General features: G+C 42.8%; 17 protein-coding genes. 11 read left to right on the plus strand and 6 right to left on the minus strand.

From position 1 onward, the window contains the following. The first annotated feature begins 64 nt into the window (after positions 1–64). From HWQ36_RS26365 to HWQ36_RS26385, 5 genes are all read left to right on the plus strand, one after another. Positions 65–172: a photosystem II reaction center protein T gene (locus HWQ36_RS26365; RefSeq protein WP_084227385.1), complete on the plus strand. Its 108-nt coding sequence runs from the start codon at positions 65–67 to the stop codon at positions 170–172. A 297-nt stretch (positions 173–469) separates the two neighbouring features. Continuing rightward, positions 470–1,627: a 30S ribosomal protein S1 gene (locus tag HWQ36_RS26370; protein WP_292708369.1), complete on the plus strand. Its 1,158-nt coding sequence runs from the start codon at positions 470–472 to the stop codon at positions 1,625–1,627. Between the two features lie 356 nt (positions 1,628–1,983). Continuing rightward, positions 1,984–2,718, plus strand: a complete 735-nt coding sequence (locus HWQ36_RS26375) for an HAD family hydrolase (RefSeq protein WP_292708371.1) — start codon at positions 1,984–1,986, stop codon at positions 2,716–2,718. Between the two features lie 384 nt (positions 2,719–3,102). Beyond that, positions 3,103–3,687, plus strand: a complete 585-nt coding sequence (locus HWQ36_RS26380; protein ID WP_292708373.1) for a Uma2 family endonuclease — start codon at positions 3,103–3,105, stop codon at positions 3,685–3,687. A 254-nt stretch (positions 3,688–3,941) separates the two neighbouring features. Then, on the plus strand, positions 3,942–6,284 hold the full coding sequence (locus tag HWQ36_RS26385; protein ID WP_292708375.1) for a glycoside hydrolase family 31 protein: 2,343 nt from the start codon (positions 3,942–3,944) through the stop codon (positions 6,282–6,284). Between the two features lie 418 nt (positions 6,285–6,702). Here HWQ36_RS26385 and purD read toward each other — a convergent pair whose 3' ends face one another. Continuing rightward, positions 6,703–7,986, minus strand: a complete 1,284-nt coding sequence (gene purD, locus HWQ36_RS26390) for a phosphoribosylamine--glycine ligase (protein WP_292708377.1) — start codon at positions 7,984–7,986, stop codon at positions 6,703–6,705. Positions 7,987–8,315: 329 nt separating this feature from the next. On the opposite strand from purD, the gene HWQ36_RS26395 reads away from it, so the two are divergent. Beyond that, a complete protein-coding gene (locus HWQ36_RS26395) occupies positions 8,316–9,263 on the plus strand; it encodes an NAD-dependent epimerase/dehydratase family protein (RefSeq protein WP_292708379.1) in 948 nt (315 codons plus the stop codon). A 217-nt stretch (positions 9,264–9,480) separates the two neighbouring features. On the opposite strand, the gene modA is transcribed toward HWQ36_RS26395, so the two are convergent. After that, positions 9,481–10,275 carry a molybdate ABC transporter substrate-binding protein gene (gene modA, locus HWQ36_RS26400; protein WP_292708381.1) on the minus strand — a complete coding sequence of 265 codons (795 nt, stop codon included), beginning with the start codon at positions 10,273–10,275 and terminating at the stop codon, positions 9,481–9,483. Positions 10,276–10,603: 328 nt separating this feature from the next. Between modA and HWQ36_RS26405 the strand changes: the two genes are divergently transcribed. Continuing rightward, complete coding sequence (locus HWQ36_RS26405; RefSeq protein WP_292708383.1) at positions 10,604–12,259, plus strand: B12-binding domain-containing radical SAM protein; 1,656 nt, start codon at positions 10,604–10,606, stop codon at positions 12,257–12,259. A gap of 435 nt (positions 12,260–12,694) precedes the next feature. On the opposite strand, the gene HWQ36_RS26410 is transcribed toward HWQ36_RS26405, so the two are convergent. Together HWQ36_RS26410 and HWQ36_RS26415 are read right to left on the minus strand one after the other, a co-directional pair. Further along, positions 12,695–13,150, minus strand: a complete 456-nt coding sequence (locus HWQ36_RS26410) for a cupin domain-containing protein (protein ID WP_292708385.1) — start codon at positions 13,148–13,150, stop codon at positions 12,695–12,697. A 235-nt stretch (positions 13,151–13,385) separates the two neighbouring features. After that, entirely contained in the window at positions 13,386–14,165 is a 780-nt protein-coding gene (locus tag HWQ36_RS26415) for an isochorismatase family cysteine hydrolase (protein ID WP_292708387.1), read from the minus strand. Positions 14,166–14,246: 81 nt separating this feature from the next. Here HWQ36_RS26415 and HWQ36_RS26420 point away from each other — a divergent pair, with 81 nt between their 5' ends. From HWQ36_RS26420 to HWQ36_RS26435, 4 genes are all read left to right on the plus strand, one after another. Beyond that, positions 14,247–15,647, plus strand: a complete 1,401-nt coding sequence (locus HWQ36_RS26420) for an amidohydrolase (protein ID WP_292708389.1) — start codon at positions 14,247–14,249, stop codon at positions 15,645–15,647. Positions 15,648–15,780: 133 nt separating this feature from the next. Beyond that, positions 15,781–16,035, plus strand: a complete 255-nt coding sequence (locus HWQ36_RS26425; protein WP_292708391.1) for a hypothetical protein — start codon at positions 15,781–15,783, stop codon at positions 16,033–16,035. Then, positions 16,032–16,379, plus strand: coding sequence for a type II toxin-antitoxin system RelE/ParE family toxin (locus HWQ36_RS26430; RefSeq protein WP_292708393.1), 348 nt, complete (start codon positions 16,032–16,034; stop codon positions 16,377–16,379). Before HWQ36_RS26425 ends, HWQ36_RS26430 begins: the two co-directional genes overlap by 4 nt. Before the next feature lie 182 nt (positions 16,380–16,561). Continuing rightward, on the plus strand, positions 16,562–17,770 hold the full coding sequence (locus tag HWQ36_RS26435) for a NupC/NupG family nucleoside CNT transporter (RefSeq protein ID WP_292708395.1): 1,209 nt from the start codon (positions 16,562–16,564) through the stop codon (positions 17,768–17,770). Positions 17,771–17,790: 20 nt separating this feature from the next. On the opposite strand, the gene HWQ36_RS26440 is transcribed toward HWQ36_RS26435, so the two are convergent. Continuing rightward, positions 17,791–18,333 carry a DUF2085 domain-containing protein gene (locus HWQ36_RS26440; protein ID WP_292708397.1) on the minus strand — a complete coding sequence of 181 codons (543 nt, stop codon included), beginning with the start codon at positions 18,331–18,333 and terminating at the stop codon, positions 17,791–17,793. Between the two features lie 41 nt (positions 18,334–18,374). Further along, positions 18,375–20,486 (minus strand): TIGR00300 family protein, encoded by a 2,112-nt coding sequence (locus HWQ36_RS26445; RefSeq protein WP_292708399.1) that lies wholly within the window; start codon positions 20,484–20,486, stop codon positions 18,375–18,377. Between the last annotated feature and the right edge of the window lie 636 nt (positions 20,487–21,122).

A 21,122-nucleotide genomic window follows, 5' to 3' on the forward strand; every position in this document is an offset into this window, starting at 1 on the left:
CTGCGCTCAGGTGACTCAGCATTAAAAACTTTAATTACTGGCTGGATAAAGAGGAAATCGTAATATGGAAAGCGTTGCGTACATCTTGATTTTTACTCTGTGTATAGGTACTCTCTTTTTTGCGATCGCATTTCGTGAACCCCCCCGCTTTGAGAAACCAAAAGATAAGTAGATCCTATTAGCAGACCTTTAAGCTAATTTAAAGAAGTTAGTATCCGTTGCTACTAATTGTAGGAGCAACGGATATTATTGTGTTTGTCCTTTGTTAATTTTGACTACTAAGTAAATAACAAATCATTTTTATATTGTGATATAATTTCCAATCTTGGGAGTAGATATGTGTTAATACTAGCTTTTCTACGCTAGGATGAAAAAGGATGTTTTGTGTAAGCTGCCATAGAACTGCTTGCATAACGCATCGCGCTTGTCGCACAACCTTTACGGAGACTAGAACCAGGAACAAATCAGCATGGTCAATCAGAATTTAACCGCTACAGAAATTGGATTCACTCACGAAGATTTCGCTGCTCTACTTGACAAATACGATTATCATTTTAGCCCTGGCGATGTTGTGCCAGGAACAGTTTTCAGTATAGAGCCGCGCGGCGCTCTGATTGACATTGGTGCTAAAACCGCAGCATATATACCTATACAAGAAATGTCTATAAACCGGGTGGATAGCCCGGAAGAAGTCTTACAGTCAAACGAAACGCGCGAGTTTTTCATCCTTACCGATGAAAACGAAGATGGTCAATTAACCCTTTCGATTCGCCGTATTGAATATATGCGGGCTTGGGAGCGCGTGCGACAGTTGCAAGCAGAAGATGCCACTGTCCGTTCTGGCGTATTTGCAACTAATCGTGGTGGTGCATTAGTAAGGATTGAAGGATTACGTGGCTTTATTCCAGGTTCTCATATCAGTACTCGCAAACCTAAAGAAGAATTGGTAGGCGAAGAACTGCCATTGAAATTCCTAGAGGTGGATGAAGAACGTAACCGCTTAGTTCTATCTCATCGTCGGGCGCTGGTTGAACGGAAGATGAACCGCCTAGAAGTCGGCGAAGTAGTGATTGGTACAGTTCGTGGTATCAAACCCTACGGTGCTTTCATCGATATCGGTGGTGTCAGTGGTCTATTACACATTTCTGAGATTTCCCACGAACATATTGATACACCTCATAGCGTGTTCAATGTCAATGATGAAGTGAAAGTGATGATCATTGACTTGGATGCAGAAAGGGGTCGCATTTCCCTATCTACCAAGCAGCTAGAACCCGAACCCGGCGACATGATTAAAAACCGGGATTTGGTTTACGATAAGGCAGAAGAAATGGCTGCTAAATATCGTGAACAGCTGTTAGCCAAGCAACAAGGTGCTACTGCTGCGCCTGCTGCACCTGCGGATGTTGTCGCAGAAGAAGAAATTCCACCAGCAACAGAACTTGAAGACGAGATTCCACCAGCAGCAGAACTTGAAGAAGAAATTCCACCAGCAGCAGAACTTGAAGAAGAAGTTCCACCAGCAGCAGAAATTGAAGAAGTAACTCCAGTAGTTGCGGAAATTCAAGAAGAGATTCCAGCAGCCACGGAAACTGAAGAAGAAATTCCAGCAGCTATTGAAGAATAATACATTTTATAGTTTTACTTGTTTTTAAGTAAGAGTATTAAATCATTGTATAAAGAGGGAAAACCCTCTTTTTTTATGTGGAAAATTGGGAATACAGACGCGATTAATCGCGTCTGTACAAGGGTTAGAGGATGTTTTAAAAGTCCTCTGGTCGGTAGCAAAACGTTTTAGATCCCCCTAAAACCCCCGATAAATTGGGAGACTTTGATTCTTCCCCCTTTTTAAGTAGGGTTAGGGGGGATCTAGAAGTACCTAAAATTACAGCCGACCACTTTTAAAACATCCTCTTAAGAAGGGAGCATCCCGTTAAGAATAAAAACTCATAATTAGTAACTAAATAAGTGGGGTGAAATATTGTGGCAACTATTAAATGTAGAAAAATCACTTTTGATAATATTAAAGCAATTTTGTTTGACAAAAACGGTACTCTAGAAGATTCAGAAACGTATTTGCGATCGCTTGCACAAAAGGCAACAAGATTAATAGATGCTCAAATCCCCGGAACTGGGGAACCCCTCTTAATGGCATTTGGCATCAATGGCAATCTTCTAGATCCGGCAGGCTTGATATCGGTAGCGAGTCGCCGCGAAACAGAAGTTGCGGCTGCGGCATATATTGCCGAAACAGGAAAAGGATGGTTTGAGTCCTTAAAAATAGCCCGTCAAGCTTTGGATGAAGCAGAAAAATACATCGAAAAAACTCCTTCACCGCTATTTGTGGGTAGCTTAGACTTGTTGAAATACCTACAGAAAGGGGGCTTAAAACTCGGTATCCTCTCAGCTGCAACAACCGATGAAGTAAATAAGTTTGTAGCGCATCACCAATTAAGCGATTATATCCAGTTAAAAATGGGAGTAGACGAGGGGCCAAGTAAACCAGATCCAGTCCTATTTTTGCAAGCTTGCGAAGCTTTGGGAGTTGAACCAGGCGCTACCTTGATGGTGGGTGATGCAGTTGGCGATATGCAAATGGCGCGTGATGCTAAAGCCGCAGGTTGTATTGGTATCACTTGGGTGGGTAAGTCAGATAATGTCCGAGGTGCAGATGTGGTGATTAATCAACTTGATGAAATCCAGATTTTAGAAGATTAGTAGCCTTGGCAAGTGGAATTCGCAGAGTTTACGGCCATACAGATTTGGCTATAGCGGTTCTCAGTTGAGTGCAATACAGACCTAACAAGAACAGCCCCTTCCCTACTAGCGTTGGGGAGTAAGATTCAAAGCCTCTCTCCTCTTAGGAGAGAGGAATGGAAGTGAGGTTAAACTGTATTGCTTCCATTCGAGAACCGCTATAAGGTCAAATCAAGAGTCTGAAACCCGCCCATGCAGGTTTTGACTTTGTAGACGCGGTTTCTAACCTCCGATTTTAAATGAAATTGACTAAAGCAAAATATCTCGCATATATCATACTATTTTTGCTATGTCAAGCTAAACAGGCTAAAATATTAGTTACTTCTCACCGTTGCTAAACAAGCCATGCAAAACACAGAAACGACTTTAAAGCTTCGCCTGTGGACAGTTGAAGAATACCATCGGATGGCTGAGGCTGGGATTTTCGGTGCAGATGAACGAGTAGAACTCCTAGAAGGAAAGATTATTTGGATGATTGCCAAAGGGACAGCCCATAGGTCAGCAGTGGGGAGAACAGATAGATTACTGCAAAATAGTTTGAAGAATCGAGCTTGGGTATGTATTCAAGATCCAGTAAAATTAAACGCACGCTCTGAACCAGAACCAGATATAGCTGTTGTTAAAGTAGATCCGCTAGACTACGCAGACCACCATCCCACTCCAAAAGAAGTTTATCTGATTATTGAAGTAGCAGATAGCAGCTTGAAACTAGACTGCGAAATCAAAGCTAAAGCCTACTCGCAAGCGGGAATTACAGATTATTGGGTATTAGATGTGGTTAGTCGTCAATTGCACATCTTTAGAGAACCAACTCATGATGGCTATCAAAGTAAAGTAATTTTGGCAGAAGATGCGACTGTTTCACCTTTAGAGTTTCCTGATTTGAGCATTACGGTTTTAGAAATATTACCGCCCGTAATTGGCTCTTAGTTGAGAGTTATTTTTATCACAAAAAACATGATTAAGCTCACCGTAGGCATCTCAGAGTAACAAATTGAAGGAGGCAGGAGGCTCTTATGTTTTATCTCAGTATGGGGATTCCTCCTGCTCCCTGCCCCCTGCCCCCTGCTCCCCTGCCTTCCTTGATAAAGTTCAATATACGCTATGCCTAAAGATACACGCTTTTGAGTAGTAGTTTATGTGAATCTCAATTGGGTAAAATAGTTATCTTGGAATCAGGAATAATGCCACAATACTTTGGGCAACTGCATACAACCGAAGCGCCTTGGTCAATTCTGGGAGCAGTACAAGCAATACAACAGAATGAGCGCCATATCCTCTTGCAGTGCGGCGGCCCGTGTCTAACAGTTAGTGTGCTAGCACCAAACTTAATTCGGGTACGGATGGCCCCAAGTGGTGAATTTCTCTCTAGGCGATCGTGGGCAGTGGCACTTGCGGATGAAGAATGGCCTACTGTGCCGTTTGAAGTGCGAGAAAAAGCAGAGACTATAGAAATTGAAACTGAGCAATTGTGTGTTGTCGTGTCCCGCTCACCGTGTCGTATCCAGTGCTTTGACTCAGCAGGACAGCCTTTTGCTCAAGATACAGACTTAGGGATGGGGTGGCGGACAGGGGAAGTTGCTGGGTGGAAACGGATTGAATCTGACGAACATTTTTATGGTTTTGGTGAACCGACTGGTTTACTAGATCAGCGATCAAAAGTGAGAACCAACTGGGCATCAGATGCGATCGATTACGGCATCATGACAGACAGTATGTATCAGGCGATTCCCTTTTTCATCGCCTTGCGTCCTGGATTGGGATATGGACTTTTTTTTAATACTACTTATTGGAGCCGATTTGATCTAGGCGCACAGCAGCCAGGAGTCTGGCAGATGGAAACTCAGGGGAGTGAATTAGATTACTACATTATTTATGGGCCTGAACCTGCGAAGATTATCCAGACTTACACCCAGCTAACCGGACGGATGCCCTTACCACCTCGATGGTCATTAGGTTATCACCAATGTCGCTGGAGTTACGAGTCACAAGATATAGTACGCAAACTAGCTGATGAATTTCGTCAGCGTCGCATTCCCTGTGATGTGATTCATTTAGATATTGACTATATGAATAGCTATCGGGTTTTTACCTGGAGTCCTAAGCGATTTGCTAATCCTCAAAAATTAATCCAAAATCTCAAACAAGATGGATTTAAAGTAGTGACGATTGTTGATCCGGGAGTCAAATACGAGCCAGAAGCAGATTACAAAGTCTTTGACGAGGGATTAAAAAACAATTATTTTATCCGAAAAACTAATGGTCAATTGTTTCACGGCTATGTTTGGCCAGACAAAGCTGTCTTTCCTGATTACCTATGTCCTGAAGTTAGAGATTGGTGGGGAAATTGGCAAAGCAGTCTAACTGATATTGGTGTTGCCGGCATCTGGAACGACATGAATGAACCCGCACTTGATGACCGTCCATTCGGCGACCCTGGTAACAAAATTTCTTTTCCCCTTGATGCACCGCAGGGGCCAACTGAGGAGATAACCACCCACAAGGAAGTTCACAATCTTTATGGGCTAATGATGGCACAGGCATCTTATCAAGGAGCTAAAATATCTCGTCCAACTGAACGCTCTTTTATATTGACACGCTCTGGATATGCCGGCATTCAACGCTGGTCAGCGATCTGGACAGGAGACAATCAATCTCTGTGGGAACACTTAGAAATGTCCATACCAATGCTTTGTAACCTGGGTCTATCGGGTATTCCCTTTGTTGGTAGTGATATTGGGGGGTTTGCCGGGAATGCTACGGCTGAATTATATGCTCGTTGGATGCAGCTAGGAATGCTTTATCCCTTGATGCGTGGGCATTCAGCATTAACTACTGCACAGCATGAGCCTTGGGTATTTGGCGATCGCATCGAAAAAATCTGCCGCGAGTATATTGAACTCCGTTATCAACTACTACCTTACATTTACACTCTTTTTTGGTTAGCTGCAACTACTGGCGCACCAATTCTTCGCCCACTTCTGTATCATTTCCCCAACGATCCAAAAACCTTTTCTCTTGCCGATCAAGTAATGCTTGGCCCCTCGTTACTAGCAGCACCAATTTACCGTCCAGGCGTTGAACATCGTGCTGTCTACTTGCCTGAAGGTTGTTGGTATGATTGGTGGAGCGGAGAAAGTTTTATCGGGCCAATTCACATTCTTGCATCCGCACCACTGGAGAAAATGCCGTTATATGTGCGTGCTGGCTCCATTATTGCGATCGCACCAGTAATGCAATATGTAGATGAACATCCTATAGACCAAATGAGACTGCGGATCTGGAAGGGCGTTGGTGAGTTTACCCTTTATGAAGATGATGGTCATACTTTTGAGTACAAAACAGGAGCCTTTTGCACTACAACTTACCGTGTTTATTCCGAGCAGCAAAGAACCATTGTTGAGATCGCAGCTAGAGAAGGTGAGTTCTCACCCATAATGCGTGAAACCATTGTGGAACTAGTCGGCGTTGGTGAACAGAGTTTTCTGGATAATGGTACTGCACATTGGTTGGAATTTTCTACTTAGGCAGATCCATAAATCTGTATGAAGATGCGCTAAACCATATTTAAGTATAAGAAAGAAAAACGAACCGCCAAGGACGCAAAGGACGCAAAGAAAGAAGAAGTTAAAAGGGTTTACTTTTTTAAGGGGGGTTAGCAGGGTGGTTTCATACGAAAAAAGAAAAATTTGATTTCTCATGTAAAACCATAGATTTTGACCCCGCTTCCATTCCTCTCCCCGAAACAGAGAGAGACTTTGAATTTCCCCCTTCCCGTGGCGGGAAGGGGGTTAGGGGGTTAGGTTTTTGGTGGACTTTTCCACATAACCTGAATTGTCAGGATGGAAATGAGGGGCAGCTTTAAAGAAGATATCAGACTCCATTTGGATTGGATGCCATCTTCAACAAGTAACATTATGCGATCGCTTATGGGATTCGTTTTCCCTACTTCGCGCTAACCACTTTATGACCGATATCTCTCCGGTAATATATGCCCTCAAACTGAATATATTTTATTCCTGAGTATGCTTGGGCGATCGCTTGCTCAAAATTTTCTCCGATTCCAGTCACATTTAATACTCGACCCCCATCTGTAACGACTTCTTGGTGCTGGTTCAATTTTGTACCTGCATGAAATACAGTCGCTCCTGTTACCTCTGCGTCGCTAATACCAGTAATGACATTACCTTTCTCATATTCTCCGGGATAACCACCGGAAGCGGCAACGACAGTAGCAGATGCTCCTTTTTTCCAAGCAATGGGCGGTAATTCACTTAATCGCTGCTGTACACAGGCTAGAAGTAACTCTTCTAGGGGTGTTTCTAATAATGGCAAAATCACCTGGGTTTCTGGATCGCCGAAGCGACAGTTAAATTCTAAAACCTTCAAGTCGCCATCGGGTGCAATCATTAACCCAGCATACAGCACACCCCGATAATCAATGCCTTTAGCTCGTAAGGTTGCGATCGCTCTTTCTAACACTTCTGTTTGAATCCGTGCCATCAACTCTGGTGTCGCAATGGGTGCTGGGCTATATGCTCCCATACCACCAGTATTCTCGCCTGTATCGCCGTCACCAATCCGCTTATGGTCTTGAGCGGGCAGCAAGGGTCGAATCGTTAAACCATCCGTTAATGCTAAAACTGATACCTCTTGCCCAATTAAACATTCTTCAATGACGACAAATTCACCAGCACTACCAAATTGTCCCTGAAAAATCGCATCAACGGCACTTTCTGCCTGTGCAACTGTTTCAGCTACTATCACACCCTTACCAGCTGCCAAGCCATCAGCTTTAACGACAATTGGCGCTCCCTGAGACTTGACATAAGATTTTGCTGCACCTGCCTCCGTAAATACCGCAGCCCGCGCCGTCGGAATCCCTGCTTCTTGCATCAGAGCTTTTGCCCAAGCTTTACTCGCTTCAATTTGCGCTCCCGCTCTGACTGGGCCAAATACCATCAATCCTTTATCTTGAAGATAATCTGTGATTCCCTTAGACAGAGGTACTTCTGGCCCAACTACTACTAAATTTATCCCATGTTCTAGAGCATATCGGCTGATGCCTTCAAAATCATCTACTCCAAGGGGCAAGTTCTGGCAACGTTCCATACTTGCTGTTCCCCCATTCCCTGGTACACAGACAACTTGCTCAATTTGCTTAGATTGCAACAGTTTCCATGCCAGAGCGTGTTCGCGCCCTCCATTACCTACAACTAAAACTTTCACTGATTTCCTCGTGCGTCCCTTGCGAAACGAGAATACCCTATTCGGCTCTCGCGGATCAATTTTTTCACCAATTATCACACTTGTGCAAGCCCCCTGATGACCAGAAGGCAGGGAAAGGGGAGAAAGAATTATCTACAGCAGTTTTCCTTTGTATGAAGTGCAAATCTACGGGGTTTGAGTTTAATTACAAGTATATTCATTTAAGTAATACTTATGTTTAAAACAGTATAATAATTGATGAAAAATCAAGCTTAAGTAATGACGATTATTGATTATAAGTACTAACCTGTGAATATAGAAATTTATGAAAATAACAAAAAATAGCTAACATGGCTAAAATTATCGTTACTGGAGCAGCCGGCTTTATTGGTTCTCACCTCGTAGACATCTTGCTACAACAAGGGGAAGAAGTAATTGGGATTGATGAATTCAATGATTATTACGATCCCATGTTAAAGCGCAAGAATGTTGCACACTTACATAGCTCACCTAGTTTTAAATTAATCGAAGCAGATATTCAGTTTTTAGATTGGCAGGAACTCTTAAAAGATGTTGATGTCGTTTACCATCAAGCAGCACAAGCAGGTGTCAGGGCAAGTTGGGGTAAGGCTTTTCGAGGTTACACAGAACGAAATATTAATGCTACGCAAGTTTTGCTAGAAGCAGCTAAAGATGCAAAACATTTGAAAAGATTAGTGTTTGCTTCTTCGTCAAGTGTATATGGTGATGCAGAAACTTTACCGACTCACGAAGGAATTTGCCCTGAACCTGTTTCTCCTTACGGTATTACTAAGCTAGCGGCTGAAACTTTGTGCAGACTCTATTACAAAAACTTTGGTGTGCCATCTGTATCATTGCGGTATTTCACAGTCTATGGCCCCAAACAACGCCCAGATATGGCATTTCATAAGTTCTTTAAATCCATTTTGCAGGATGAGGCAATTCCTATTTACGGCGATGGACAGCAAACGCGGGAGTTTACATTTGTTAGTGATATCATCGCCGCCAATTTAGCCGCCGCTTCCGCACCCCAAGCAGTGGGAGAAATCTTTAATATCGGTGGTGGTAGCAGAGTAGTTTTAGCAGAAGTCTTAGATACGATTGAAGAAATTGTTGGGAAACCAATCAAAAGAAACCACATAGAAAAAGCGATGGGAGATGCACGCCACACTGCTGCTGATGTATCTAAAGCGCAGAAGATTCTAGGATATCAGCCACAAGTTTCTCTCAGAGAGGGTTTGACGCAGGAATGGCAGTGGATTAAGTCGTTGTATTAAAGGGAATTGGGCATTGGGCACTTGTACTGCCCTTCGACTACGCTCAGGAACCGCGAAGTCGAAGTATTGGGAATTGGTTATTTTCCTTTATTTAGAACTTACCCAAAAAAATCCCCCAACCCGTCAAAAGGGGTTGGGGGGAATTTACAAGTGCCTCAAGTCAAAGCGAAACACTTTTTAAACAACCTCTTAAGCTATTTGCTGTCTGCATTCTTCTTCAACGCACAAGAAACCCATATTTTTTTAGTACAGTCTTGGCTTCACTGCCAGATAAAAACTGGATAAACTCTTTAGCTGCTGGAATATTTTTACTGCTTTTAACTACTGCCATTGGATAGACAATCGGTGAGTGAAACTTATCGTCAGCAGCAACTACGACTTTTACCTTGTTGGAAATTTTGGCATCAGTTGCATAAACTAAACCTGCTTCAGCGTTACCACTTTCTACTGCTGCCAAAACTTGACGCACGTTGTTAGCAAAGACTAATTTAGACTTTACCCGATCATAAAGTTTCAATTTCTTTAAAACTTGCTCCCCATATTGACCGGCGGGTACACTTCTAGGTTCACCGATCGCAATTTTTTTAATCTTACTATCTGTTAAATTGTAGAAACTACTAATGCCAACAACATCCTGAGCCACAATCAAGACTAGACGGTTATTTGCCAAGTTAGTACGGCTACCTGTTACCAAAAGTCCTTTTTGTTCTAGGGCATCCACTTGCTTTTTGCCAGCAGAAATAAAGATATCTGCTGGGGCACCTTGCTCTATCTGTTGTTGCAAGGCACCAGAAGCCCCAAAATTATAAGTAATGTTGACATCTGATTTACTTTGTTGGTACAAAGGCTTAATTTCCTCTAGTGCCTCTTTTAAGCTGGCGGCTGCGGAGACGAGGATAGTGGTGTTTGACTGTGCTATTACAGGAGAAGGATTAACTAACGGTAAACCAATTGCCAGGAGCAAACCAGCAACTGCTATACCCAGTAAGCCAAAAATTTGTCTTCTTTTCATAGAAAAGGCGTTTGAGAGGTTTCTTCCATAAAATTGATTCTAGGTAAAATAATACCAAATATACCAATATGTAACCAACTATATCGGTAATTACTTTTTTCCTTAGCGTTCTAGATGACTTAACTCATAAGCAAGAATCTAGCGACTCAAACGCATCCGTAATTGCAAAACTGCATTCTGAGAAAAGCGAATCACGCCCTTATAGAAGAAATTTTATATCTTACAGTTAAAAACTTCTGGAAGATCGCGGTAAGCTAGTTGGAATTACAACTGATTGTGCCAATAGATTGTCAAATTAGCTGCTCAGTCTTCTGGGGTGAAATTTGCGATGACTGTGAATCTGAAGTCTTTAGAGAACCCAACTTATATAGCGGCCGATTCCAAAACCGCTTCTAACACTAAGAGAACCAGCTACGTTCCCTCGAACCATCGACGCATTCTTTGCATTTTTCCTAAGTACAGCCGCTCATTTGGTACTTTTCATTACGCTTACCCACTCATGGGTAATGTCCGGGCTTTTATGCCACCGCAAGGTATTTTAATTGTGGCTGCCTACTTACCTCAAGAATGGGAAGTGCGGTTTATTGATGAGAATGTCAAATCAGCAACCAGGGCTGATTATCAATGGGCTGATGTGGTAATTGTGAGTGGAATGCATATCCAAAAACCACAGATTAATCAAATTAATGAACTTGCCCATCGAGCCGGGAAAATTACAGTGGTGGGTGGTCCTTCGGTATCTGGGTGTCCAGAATATTATCCTGAATTTGACATTTTACATTTGGGTGAGTTGGGTGATGCTAGCGATCGCATGATCGAGTATCTAGACCAAAACTTGGAACATCCTCAAACCCAAATCCGCTTTGAAACTAAGGAACGTTTACCTTTAACAGAGTTTCCAACTCCAGCTTATCATTTGCTGAATATCGATGATTATTTTCTGGCAAATGTGCAATTTTCTAGTGGTTGCCCTTATCGCTGCGAGTTTTGTGATATTCCAGAACTCTATGGCAACAGTCCCCGGATGAAAACACCAGAGCAAGTGGTTGCCGAGCTAGATGCAATGCGACAATCTGGCAATTTGGGGGCAGTGTATTTTGTCGATGATAACTTTGTTGGCGATCGCCGCGCTGCGATGAAGTTACTTCCTCACCTCATTGACTGGCAAAAACGCAATGGCTACCCCATCCAGTTTGCCTGTGAAGCAACTCTCAATCTAGCTCAAAGTCCAAAACTGCTAGAGATGATGCGCGAAGCCTATTTCTGCACAATCTTTTGTGGTATCGAAACACCTGAACCAGATGCTCTCCATGCTATTTCCAAAGATCAAAATCTGAGTATGCCAATCTTAAAGGCAATTCAGGTTTTAAATAGCTATGGCATGGAAGTAGTATCAGGAATCATCATCGGGTTAGATACAGATACACCAGAAACAGCAGACCGAATTCTCGAATTTATTCGGGCATCCCAAATTCCCATGTTGACAATTAATCTACTTCATGCATTGCCTAGAACTCCGTTATGGCGGAGGTTAGAAGCAGAAGGACGACTCGTATTTGATGAAAGCCGCGAATCAAATATTGAGTTTTTAATGCCCTACGAGCAAGTTGTCGAGATGTGGCGGCGCTGCATCACAACTGCTTATGAGCCAGAATTTTTATATGAGCGGTTTGCTTACAACATGGAACACACCTATCCAAATCGCATCGAAGTACCTAACAGTCCTGCTCGCGCTTCTGGGGCTAATATTCGCAAAGGTTTAACTTATTTAACTAATATTTTGCTGCGGATAGGCATATTTAGTAACTATCGTCAGACTTTCTGGAAAATGGCCAAGCCAGCGCTGAAAGCAGGTGATATTGAAAACTTGATTCACGTCGGACTTGTAGGACATCATTTGATTAAGTTTGCACAAGATTGTTCCAAAAACGAAGAATCGGCTTCGTTTTATTCGCAAAAAATCCTTACTAAAGTTCGTAGCTAAACCAATTCGCAATTCGCAATTACGTTTTGTGACGGGGATTTAGACCCCGACACTTTCACGCGCTGCTTGATAGAAGCAGGGGACTTAAACCCATGAACTAGGTTAATAAGCTAAAAGTTTTGGCTCTTCAGTACTTGCTATGCTAAATACGTCTGTAAATTAGCTTAAAACCCTTGCTGGGCAATAATAACAGCTGTTATTCTTAGCGTTTGAGGCAAGATTTTTGAAATTGAAGCTATAAATCCCTGTAAGGCTTGATTTTCAAGGCAAGTGACGGACTTTAATTAAAAGTTCAGCATAATACGTACTGAAGAACCAAAGTTTTTTAACGATAAATTATTCGTAATTCATAATATTCCCTCGTTCCCGTGTTTCACATGGAAACGAGGAATCCCCAATGAATTACGAATTACGAATTACGAATTACGAATTATTTTAACAGGGCATCAAAGTATTCAATCTCCCCAATACAGCCATATCTTCTGCATCTAACTCCGTCGGAATGCCACTGCGAATCAATTCCGAAAAGTCTTCGTTGGGAACCATGACAGTCAAGGTATACAAACGAGTAGAACCAGTATTTTTAATCAAATGAGTCCCAGTGGGAGGCACTAATAAACTATCTCCAGCTTTGATCGTGGCACTCTTGCCGTCACACATTGCGATCGCTTCCCCTTTGAGGACAAAAAACATTTCCACTGCCCACTGATGGCGATTTGGTGGTGTTTGTCCACCGACATCAAAAATTTCTATACAGCAAGTCAAGGAAGTATTAGCATTTGTCGAATCGAAGATAATTGCTAATCGATTAGAGTCATTGGGACTAATGCGATATACTTGGTAATCTTTGGGAGATTTGATAACCGGAATTATACAACGAGTAGCGTACATTTATTTATCCCCTCTAAAGTGAGCGATGGGTATGAAAATTCCTCAAATCCAAGTCTTGAATTACAGAATTTTAGATTTTAGATTTTGGATAACGGAATTGAATAATTCAAAAATGTCTGATAACAAGCGGATTCAAACGCGAGAACAAATCTAACATCTCAAGTTCTTTATCGAAGTAAAGAGCATTCATACATGGAATCAATCTAAAATCCAAAATCCAAAATCCAAAATTGATTCACTCCTCACTCTTTTGCAGCGTTGTTAAAATCTCTTGGGAGTCAGTGACAAAACCGAAGCATTGTTTAACATTGTACAACGTTGCTAGCCAACAATATTCAGGCGAAGTAGTAGCGCTACAATCTTTAACTAACACGCAGTCATATCCTAAGAAGTTGGCATCACATAAGGTAGTTAGCACGCATTGATCGGCATTAACACCAGCAAAAAATAATGTTGTACTTCCCAGATTCCGCAAGATACTATCTAATGGGGTATCCCAAAATCCACTCATGCGATATTTGTCCACACGAATATCTTCAGGAAGCTGTTCTAGTTCATCTACTACTGCCGCAGCCCAACTACCCGCCATCAGTACTCTAGCACCATTGCTTGGTAGTGGATCGCCTAATCCCACGCCTGCCCCTGTGGGGTTATAGACATGACGCGAAGCAGCACTAATATTGAGCAAGTCGGGACGATTCCCCCAATTTATCCAAATGACTGGAACACCCACATCACGAAGTTCTGGAAGTAAGTTATTCAAAGGTTTAATAGGCTGACGCGCTGGAGTTACATCCACGCCAATATGCGCCAACCAGCCATCAGGGTGACAGAAGTCGTTTTGCATATCAATGACGAGGATAGCGGCTTTTGCCAAGTCTAAGCGCAGAGTTTTAGTTTCTGTTGATAAAATAACGGGTTGTGGGGGTTTTTGAGGACGAGTGATATCTGCGATCGCATCATTCACTGTCCACGCATTTGGTGAGACTCCCAATGTCCGAAAAGGCAAATTCATAAAATTGCAATACCTAACACCATTTTCTATTTTGTAACTTGAAATTCAGTTGAAAATACAATTACTTAATTAAGGTTAAATATGGTAAATTTCACCATTCAGAATGTTTTAATTGCCGTCAGTGATGATTATGCGACGGTAGATGTACAGATTGTAGATGGGGCAATTGCAGCCATTGCCCCCAATCTACCAGTAATCGGCACTGTCATAGATGGCAAAAATAAGCTGCTGCTACCTGGCTTTTTCAACGCCCACACCCACTCATCAGAGATGTGGCAACGGGGAATCATGTCAGTTTTGCCTTTAGAATTATGGTTGGCGGAACTGTATGATTTTGCCCCCCTCGACACTGAACAGGTTTATCTCAGTGCCTTGGGTACTGCGGTAGAAACCTTGCTTTCTGGCGGGACGAGTGTAGTAGATCACCTGGTGTTAATTCCCGGACTTGAGTTAGAAACGATCGCAATTGCCACTCGCGCTTACAGAGAAGTTGGGATTCGCGCCTTTATCGCCCCTTTAATTCAAGATGAATCCCTTAGCGCAGGGATTCCATCTGGAGAATCAGTAAAAACTCATGAACCTTATCATCGCTCAACTGCGGCAACATTGGAAATTATCGAAGAGGCGGTGAGACAGTTTCATCGCCCAGATGAAGGTGTAAATATTTTAGTTGCACCAACGGGGATACAATTGTGTACTGATGCTTTATTTGCGGGATGTATCGAGTTAAGCGATCGCTACAATCTTTGTCGTCACTCACACTTACTCGAAACCAGGGCACAGGAAAAACTCGCCCAAGAAAAGTACGGTTGTACTGCTGTGGAACATTTGAAAAGAATTGGGTTTTTGAGCGATCGCACAACACTAGCTCATTGTGTTTGGTTAAATAATGCTGATATAGATATTCTCGCCGAAACTCAATCTACAGTTGTTCATAATCCCTTAAGTAATCTGCGTTTAGGCAGTGGCATTGCCCCGATTTTAAAATATCGCCAAGCTGGGATAAATGTAACTTTTGGTTGTGATGGTGCTTCAAGTAATGACTCCCAAGATTTGTTAGAAGCCATTAAAATTGGTTCTATTTTACATAACGTTACAGACTCAGATTATCAACACTGGATTACGCCCAGACAAGCGGTAGAAATGGCATCTTTTGGAGGTGCAAAAGGATTAAATCTTGCAGATAAACTCGGTTCTCTCAGTGTGGGCAAACAAGCAGATTTAGTCCTTTATGACCTCACCAATTTATCATTACTTCCCCGGACAGATCCTATTGGTTTATTAGTTTTAGGTCGTCCTAGTAATGTTGTTGATAGTGTTTGGGTTAATGGCAAGCAAATTGTTGCTGATGGTAAAGTTACCACGATTAATGTTGATGAACTGCGGCAAGAATTATTTAATCGCAGTCAATGGGAGACAAAGCGGAAATCTCAAACAGTCGCGCAAATTGAAGCACATTATCGCACAGTTATGGGATTGTAAAAAACAGGTTGATTTTGCCTAACTAGCAGCCTCCAGTTTGTTCTCTTTAGTACTGTAAGTAGTTCACATAGCTGCTGATTGCTGAGTTTGCTAGAATATTTCGCAGAGGCTGAATGCCAAAGGAAGTAGCTCTATGCCAATTGTCATTACCCTTAGTCCAGAATTAGAAGCATTACTACGCGACAAAGCTGCTCGGCAAGGTCAAGATGTTAGTCTTGTAGCCTCTGAGTTGCTTACCAGTTTCCTAGAGTGGGAAGTACAAGAATCAGAGGCAGCTATAAAGGGGATTCAACAAGGATTAGATGATTTTGAGGCAGGACGGTTCCGGTCTTTTCATGAGTTTGCCCAAGAACAGCGTCGCAAGTATAATCTGCCAGCTGATTCATGAAATATCGCATCGAAATTTCTAGTGTGGCGGAATTTGAAGCAGATAGTGCCTTCGTACGGTTGTCCCAAGTCATATCCCCTTCAAGAGCAAGTCAATGGTATGCAGAATTGCTGCAAGCAATTGATTCTTTGTCTCAAATGCCGAAGCGCTGTCCTTTAGCTCCAGAGAATGAGTATTTTAGCCAAGAGATTCGACAACTACTTTATGGTCGAGGACGCAACTCATACCGCATCCTTTTCACTATTTTGGATGGACAAGAAGCATCTACAGTGCGTATTCTGCACATTCGACATGCTGCACAGCAAATCCTTGGTGAAGATCCTGATGAACCCAACGCCACTTAACAAATCACTGCACCCGATCGCCTATGCATACTATACCTGGTAAATTATTGGTGTTTGCGATCGCTAATTTCTTGTTTACAGGATAAAAACTCTAGTAATTGACTACAAAGCCACAAAACAAGGCAGATTTTTGTGTATGCTTTGTGTCCAAGTGCCTTAGCGATACCTTTTGGGGAGTAAACATGGAACGCGCCATCTCTGCGTTGGGAATCTTAGTTTTTATCGGTATATCCTACGTTTTTTCGGTTAATCGTCAAGCGGTGCGTTGGCGCATAGTGGCGTGGGGTTTGGGATTAGAATTTGCATTGGCGCTGGTGATTCTTAAAACTCCTTGGGGTTTGACTGTGTTTAAATTTCTGGGAGATTTTGTCAGCAAATTTTTAGCATTTTCTGATGTTGGTGCCAAATTTGTCTTTGGAGAAAATTTTAAGGATCATTTCTTTGCCTTCCAAGTGCTGCCGACAATTATCTTTTTCTCTGCCTTTATCAGTGTCTTATATTACTACGGCATTTTACAGCGAGTGGTAAACGTGATGGCGTGGGTAATGATGAAGACGCTGAAAACATCAGGTTCTGAATCTTTATCCTGTGCGGGTAACATCTTTTTAGGGCCAACAGAGTCAGCACTGATGGTTAAACCTTATATAGCGAAGATGACGCAATCAGAACTTCATGCCGTGATGACGGGTGGTTTTGCCACAATTGCAGGTGGAGTACTAGGGGCATATCTTTCTTTTGGGATACCAGCAGAACACCTAATTGCTGCTTTTTTTATGACTGCTCCCACATCATTGGTGGTATCAAAATTGCTATACCCAGAAACAGAAGTATCAGAGACGCTTGGCGAAGTAAAGGCAGATATAAAAACCAATTATGTAAATGCAATTGATGCTGCTACAGCCGGAGCAATTGACGGCGTGAAGCTAGCTGTTAACGTCGGGGTAATAATTATCGCCTTTTTAGGATTATTAGCTGCTTTAAATGCACTGCTGGGATGGTTGGGGGCATTTGTGAGTTTACCGCAACTGTCATTACAGTTGATTTTGTCTATTTTTATGGCTCCCGTAGCGTGGTTAATGGGCGTACCTTGGGTTGATTGTCAGCAAGTGGGGGCTTTGTTGGGTACAAAGACAATTCTCAATGAGTTTATTGCTTTTTTGGATTTGAAGGCACTAATTGAAAGTGGTAAAATTTCCCAACGTGCAGTAATTATTGCGACTTACGCCTTATGTAACTTTGCAAATATAGGTTCAATTGGCATTACCATTGGCGGCATTACTGGCATAGCACCTAATCGCCAGCATGATTTAGCTCGGATGGGTATAAGATCGATGATTGGCGGATGTTTGGCGGGTTTTATCACCGCTTGTATTGCTGGGATGCTGATTTGAAGAAGAAATTAGGAGTCAGACTAAAATCCATCCAAGCTAGTTTTAGCACCCCGCCACCCATGCAAAATGGGCATAGTAAACAATCCCCAAGCTAAACCCGTAATCAACCCAAAAGGCGTAACCAGATAATTATTAAAACTCCACCAACCGAAAATCTGTGCTGCCAATTCTAAAGGATAAGCCATCATCAGCACACTGGCGTAGCTTGCCCCCGTAGGGATCGCCACACCACTCCATCCATACTGACTTAACCAGTAAAATCCCTTACCACCAATTACCCCATACAGCAGACGAGTAATCAGCAAACCCGTGACAGTACCGTAACAGCGCATACACACAGCCATAATATATGGTGGTGCTAAATCTAACCCCATAGCTGGTTGCGGACACACATGATTACCCATGAAATAAATGATGTCCGCAATCCCAGCAAGCAAAGACACTCCAGACGCAGCCAGAAAGGGAGCAATAGGCGGACCAAAAACCATCCCCGCCAACAAGAAATCAGCAATCAAACTTACCCAATTAACCTGCAACTCTTCCCTGAAAACTACTCTTGTCATTTCCTTTCTTCGCGCCCTTCGCGTCTTGGCGGTTCGTTTTCCTAACTTACCTTATTCACATAAGGACTAGTCAACTTATCCAACTGCTGAATCAACAGACTCAAAAACAATCCCACATCCGTCACCACACCCACCGATTCCACAGAACCGCGATCGCTTAACTTAGTCACCACAGCTGGGTTAATATCCACACATACCATCTTCACCCCCGCCGGAGTCATATTCCCCACGCCAATAGAGTGCAGCATCGATGACAGCATCAAAATCATCTCCGCACCTTCTAAGTGTTTAGCATATTCCTCCTGTGCCTGAATCAAATCCATTTGGGTATCAGGCAAAGGCCCATCATCCCGAATCGATCCCGCAAGCACAAAAGGTACATTATTGTGAACACACTCATACATCACGCCACTCTTAATTGCCCCCGCCTCCACAGCTTTCGGAATGCTGCCATAACGACGGATACTATTAATTACCTTCAGGTGATGGCGGTGTCCACCACGAACGGCGACACCCCGCTTCATGTCCACACCTAAAGAAGTGCCCATGATATTTTGCTCAATATCGTGAACTGCGATCGCATTACCACCCAGCAGCGCCTGTACATATCCTTCCCGAACCAGTTGCGCCAAGTGTTCGCCACCACCAGTGTGAATCACCACGGGACCAGCCGTGACAACTACCTTACCGCCAGCATCGCGGATTTTCCGTAATTCCCAAGCTACTTGTTCAACCACCAATTCCACACGCCGTTCGCTGGAAACGCCCGCCGACATGAAGCTGAATTCTTGAGTGCTGCGTTGTTCGCGCGATTCAGTTTTGCGAATAGTACGGATACCTAATACGTCCACAATTACTCGTTCGCCAACTTCTAAATCCCGTAGTATTTTACACCTAGCCACAAAGCCAGAGGGGGTTTGAGTAATTGCGATCGCGCCATCCATGCGCTGATTTTCTACCTTTATCCACTGCCCATTAATTCGGACTTCGGTAGGATAAATTGTACTGACATAGAAATCATCTGGCGCTACACCATTTTGGATCACAGGTTCTAAGATCGCGTCTCGCTCATCATGGGGTAAATCTACTGCACCTAAATCAATCAATAGAGAGATGATTTCTTCCATCACCTCATGAGATGGTGCTGATACCCTCACCTCGGCTGCCGAAGTACTTTGCCGTTGTTCTCCCAAGTTGAAATTCAGGACTTGGAAACTTCCCCCGGCATCTATAATCAAATCTAAGGCGCGGTTAATCAAGCCTGCATCCAGCAAATGTCCTTCCATGCGAATGACACGGCTTTCTACCGAGACATTGGCATGAATTTCATCTCTAACTGGTTCCGTTACCCGCAAAGTTAAACATTTAGCCGCGCCACCAGCTTTGAGAAATTCGGTAAGCGGTGTTTCCAGCACTTGGAAACCTACATCTGCAAGGCGGGTTTTCAAAGCATCACTCGCCTTGTTCATAATCACAATGCTGTCCACATTCACCGCATTACAAGCGAAGTTGACTGCATCGGCTTCAGCAAGTGCGATTCGCTTTTCGGGTGCGACTCGCATTTCAATTAAGCGGTTGGAGTAAGAATCAAAAGCGCCTGGATAGTACAGCAAATAGCCATTTGCTAAGGGACAAAAACAGGTATCCAGGTGATAGAAACGTTCGTCTATAAGTCGTAGGGAGAGAACCTCAACATCCAGCCATTTAGCTAGATAAGGGTGAGAATCTAATTCTGAACGGAAACCATATCCTGCCCATAACCAGCGTCCTTCTCGATCTAAGAGTGCGTCTCCTGCACCTTCAAAGGGCAAATCTTTAGGAAGTTCATTGACTGTATAACCATTTGCCTCAAACCATTCTTTGAAGAAAGGTTCCTCTCCCTGACGTTCTTTATGTAAAAAGCGACTGAGTACGACGTTTTCCCCCAGTACCAAGCCAGCGTTGGCGGTAAAAACCAAATCAGGCCAACCTTTTTGGGGTGGTACTAAGTCTACAATGGCGTGTTGTTTAAGAATCTGGTGTAATTCCTGCCACTGTTCCACGGCGCGATCGCGCGATGACTTGTGAATATTCCCTTCCATCCAGGGGTTAATCACATAGTCTACATCATAGTGGTCAGGAGGACACATCAAAAAGCGAATACGGGAAGTCATAAAAATCTTACAAGCGTTTTATGTGCTACAGGCCTATTTTTGGATACAGATTTTGATTTACTGACATTTAGTAAAATCTGCTACTACAGCTTCTATCTCTTGATAGTTGAAAGCTTTACAAAGGCTTCGTCCTTAATTCTATTACTGGAAGATGGTAATAAGTAGAGTCGGTGGCAAAATTAGGATAGTTTTGGCGGCCCTTAATGTTTCAGTAGTGCTGAGTGAGTCTGCTTTTGGCAAAGAGGTGGAGGCTTTAAACAAACGTTAACCTACTCTTTTGTTTCAATCTTACTCGAAGGTGTGATTATAATATCTTAATATTAGCTTTATTAAATATTTTTATTTTTCATACAAGTATTTTACATTTACGCTACAAGTATCATGTGAGAATAATATTTGATTTTTGCGAAGTAAAGTATAAATTAAAGAGCCTTCTTTCCTCTTGCCTACCTATCGTGCTTCTCTGCGAGACGCTTCGCCCTAAGCGAAGCTATGCCGTTCGCGCAGCGTCTCTAAGAGTTGGCTTTACGCGCACCACGCAAATAAATTTCAAAAATCAAAGTGGACTGCTATATATCTATTAGGGAGCATCCAAATTTTTAAAAAATTCACTAAACTGACACACAAACCCTTTAT

It is taken from the genome of Nostoc sp. NMS2 (assembly GCF_017115105.1).
In the GTDB taxonomy this organism is placed as follows: domain Bacteria; phylum Cyanobacteriota; class Cyanobacteriia; order Cyanobacteriales; family Nostocaceae; genus Nostoc.

Bases quoted from the DNA above. Each gene is read 5' to 3' on its own strand.
- HWQ36_RS26365 (WP_084227385.1), top strand. From the start codon at position 65: ATGGAAAGCGTTGCGTACATCTTGATTTTTACTCTGTGTATAGGTACT.
- HWQ36_RS26370 (WP_292708369.1), top strand. From the start codon at position 470: ATGGTCAATCAGAATTTAACCGCTACAGAAATTGGATTCACTCACGAA.
- HWQ36_RS26380 (WP_292708373.1), top strand. From the start codon at position 3,103: ATGCAAAACACAGAAACGACTTTAAAGCTTCGCCTGTGGACAGTTGAA.
- HWQ36_RS26385 (WP_292708375.1), top strand. From the start codon at position 3,942: ATGCCACAATACTTTGGGCAACTGCATACAACCGAAGCGCCTTGGTCA.
- HWQ36_RS26395 (WP_292708379.1), top strand. From the start codon at position 8,316: ATGGCTAAAATTATCGTTACTGGAGCAGCCGGCTTTATTGGTTCTCAC.
- modA (WP_292708381.1), bottom strand. From the start codon at position 10,275: ATGAAAAGAAGACAAATTTTTGGCTTACTGGGTATAGCAGTTGCTGGT.
- HWQ36_RS26405 (WP_292708383.1), top strand. From the start codon at position 10,604: ATGACTGTGAATCTGAAGTCTTTAGAGAACCCAACTTATATAGCGGCC.
- HWQ36_RS26410 (WP_292708385.1), bottom strand. From the start codon at position 13,150: ATGTACGCTACTCGTTGTATAATTCCGGTTATCAAATCTCCCAAAGAT.
- HWQ36_RS26415 (WP_292708387.1), bottom strand. From the start codon at position 14,165: ATGAATTTGCCTTTTCGGACATTGGGAGTCTCACCAAATGCGTGGACA.
- HWQ36_RS26420 (WP_292708389.1), top strand. From the start codon at position 14,247: ATGGTAAATTTCACCATTCAGAATGTTTTAATTGCCGTCAGTGATGAT.
- HWQ36_RS26425 (WP_292708391.1), top strand. From the start codon at position 15,781: ATGCCAATTGTCATTACCCTTAGTCCAGAATTAGAAGCATTACTACGC.
- HWQ36_RS26430 (WP_292708393.1), top strand. From the start codon at position 16,032: ATGAAATATCGCATCGAAATTTCTAGTGTGGCGGAATTTGAAGCAGAT.
- HWQ36_RS26435 (WP_292708395.1), top strand. From the start codon at position 16,562: ATGGAACGCGCCATCTCTGCGTTGGGAATCTTAGTTTTTATCGGTATA.
- HWQ36_RS26440 (WP_292708397.1), bottom strand. From the start codon at position 18,333: ATGACAAGAGTAGTTTTCAGGGAAGAGTTGCAGGTTAATTGGGTAAGT.
- HWQ36_RS26445 (WP_292708399.1), bottom strand. From the start codon at position 20,486: ATGACTTCCCGTATTCGCTTTTTGATGTGTCCTCCTGACCACTATGAT.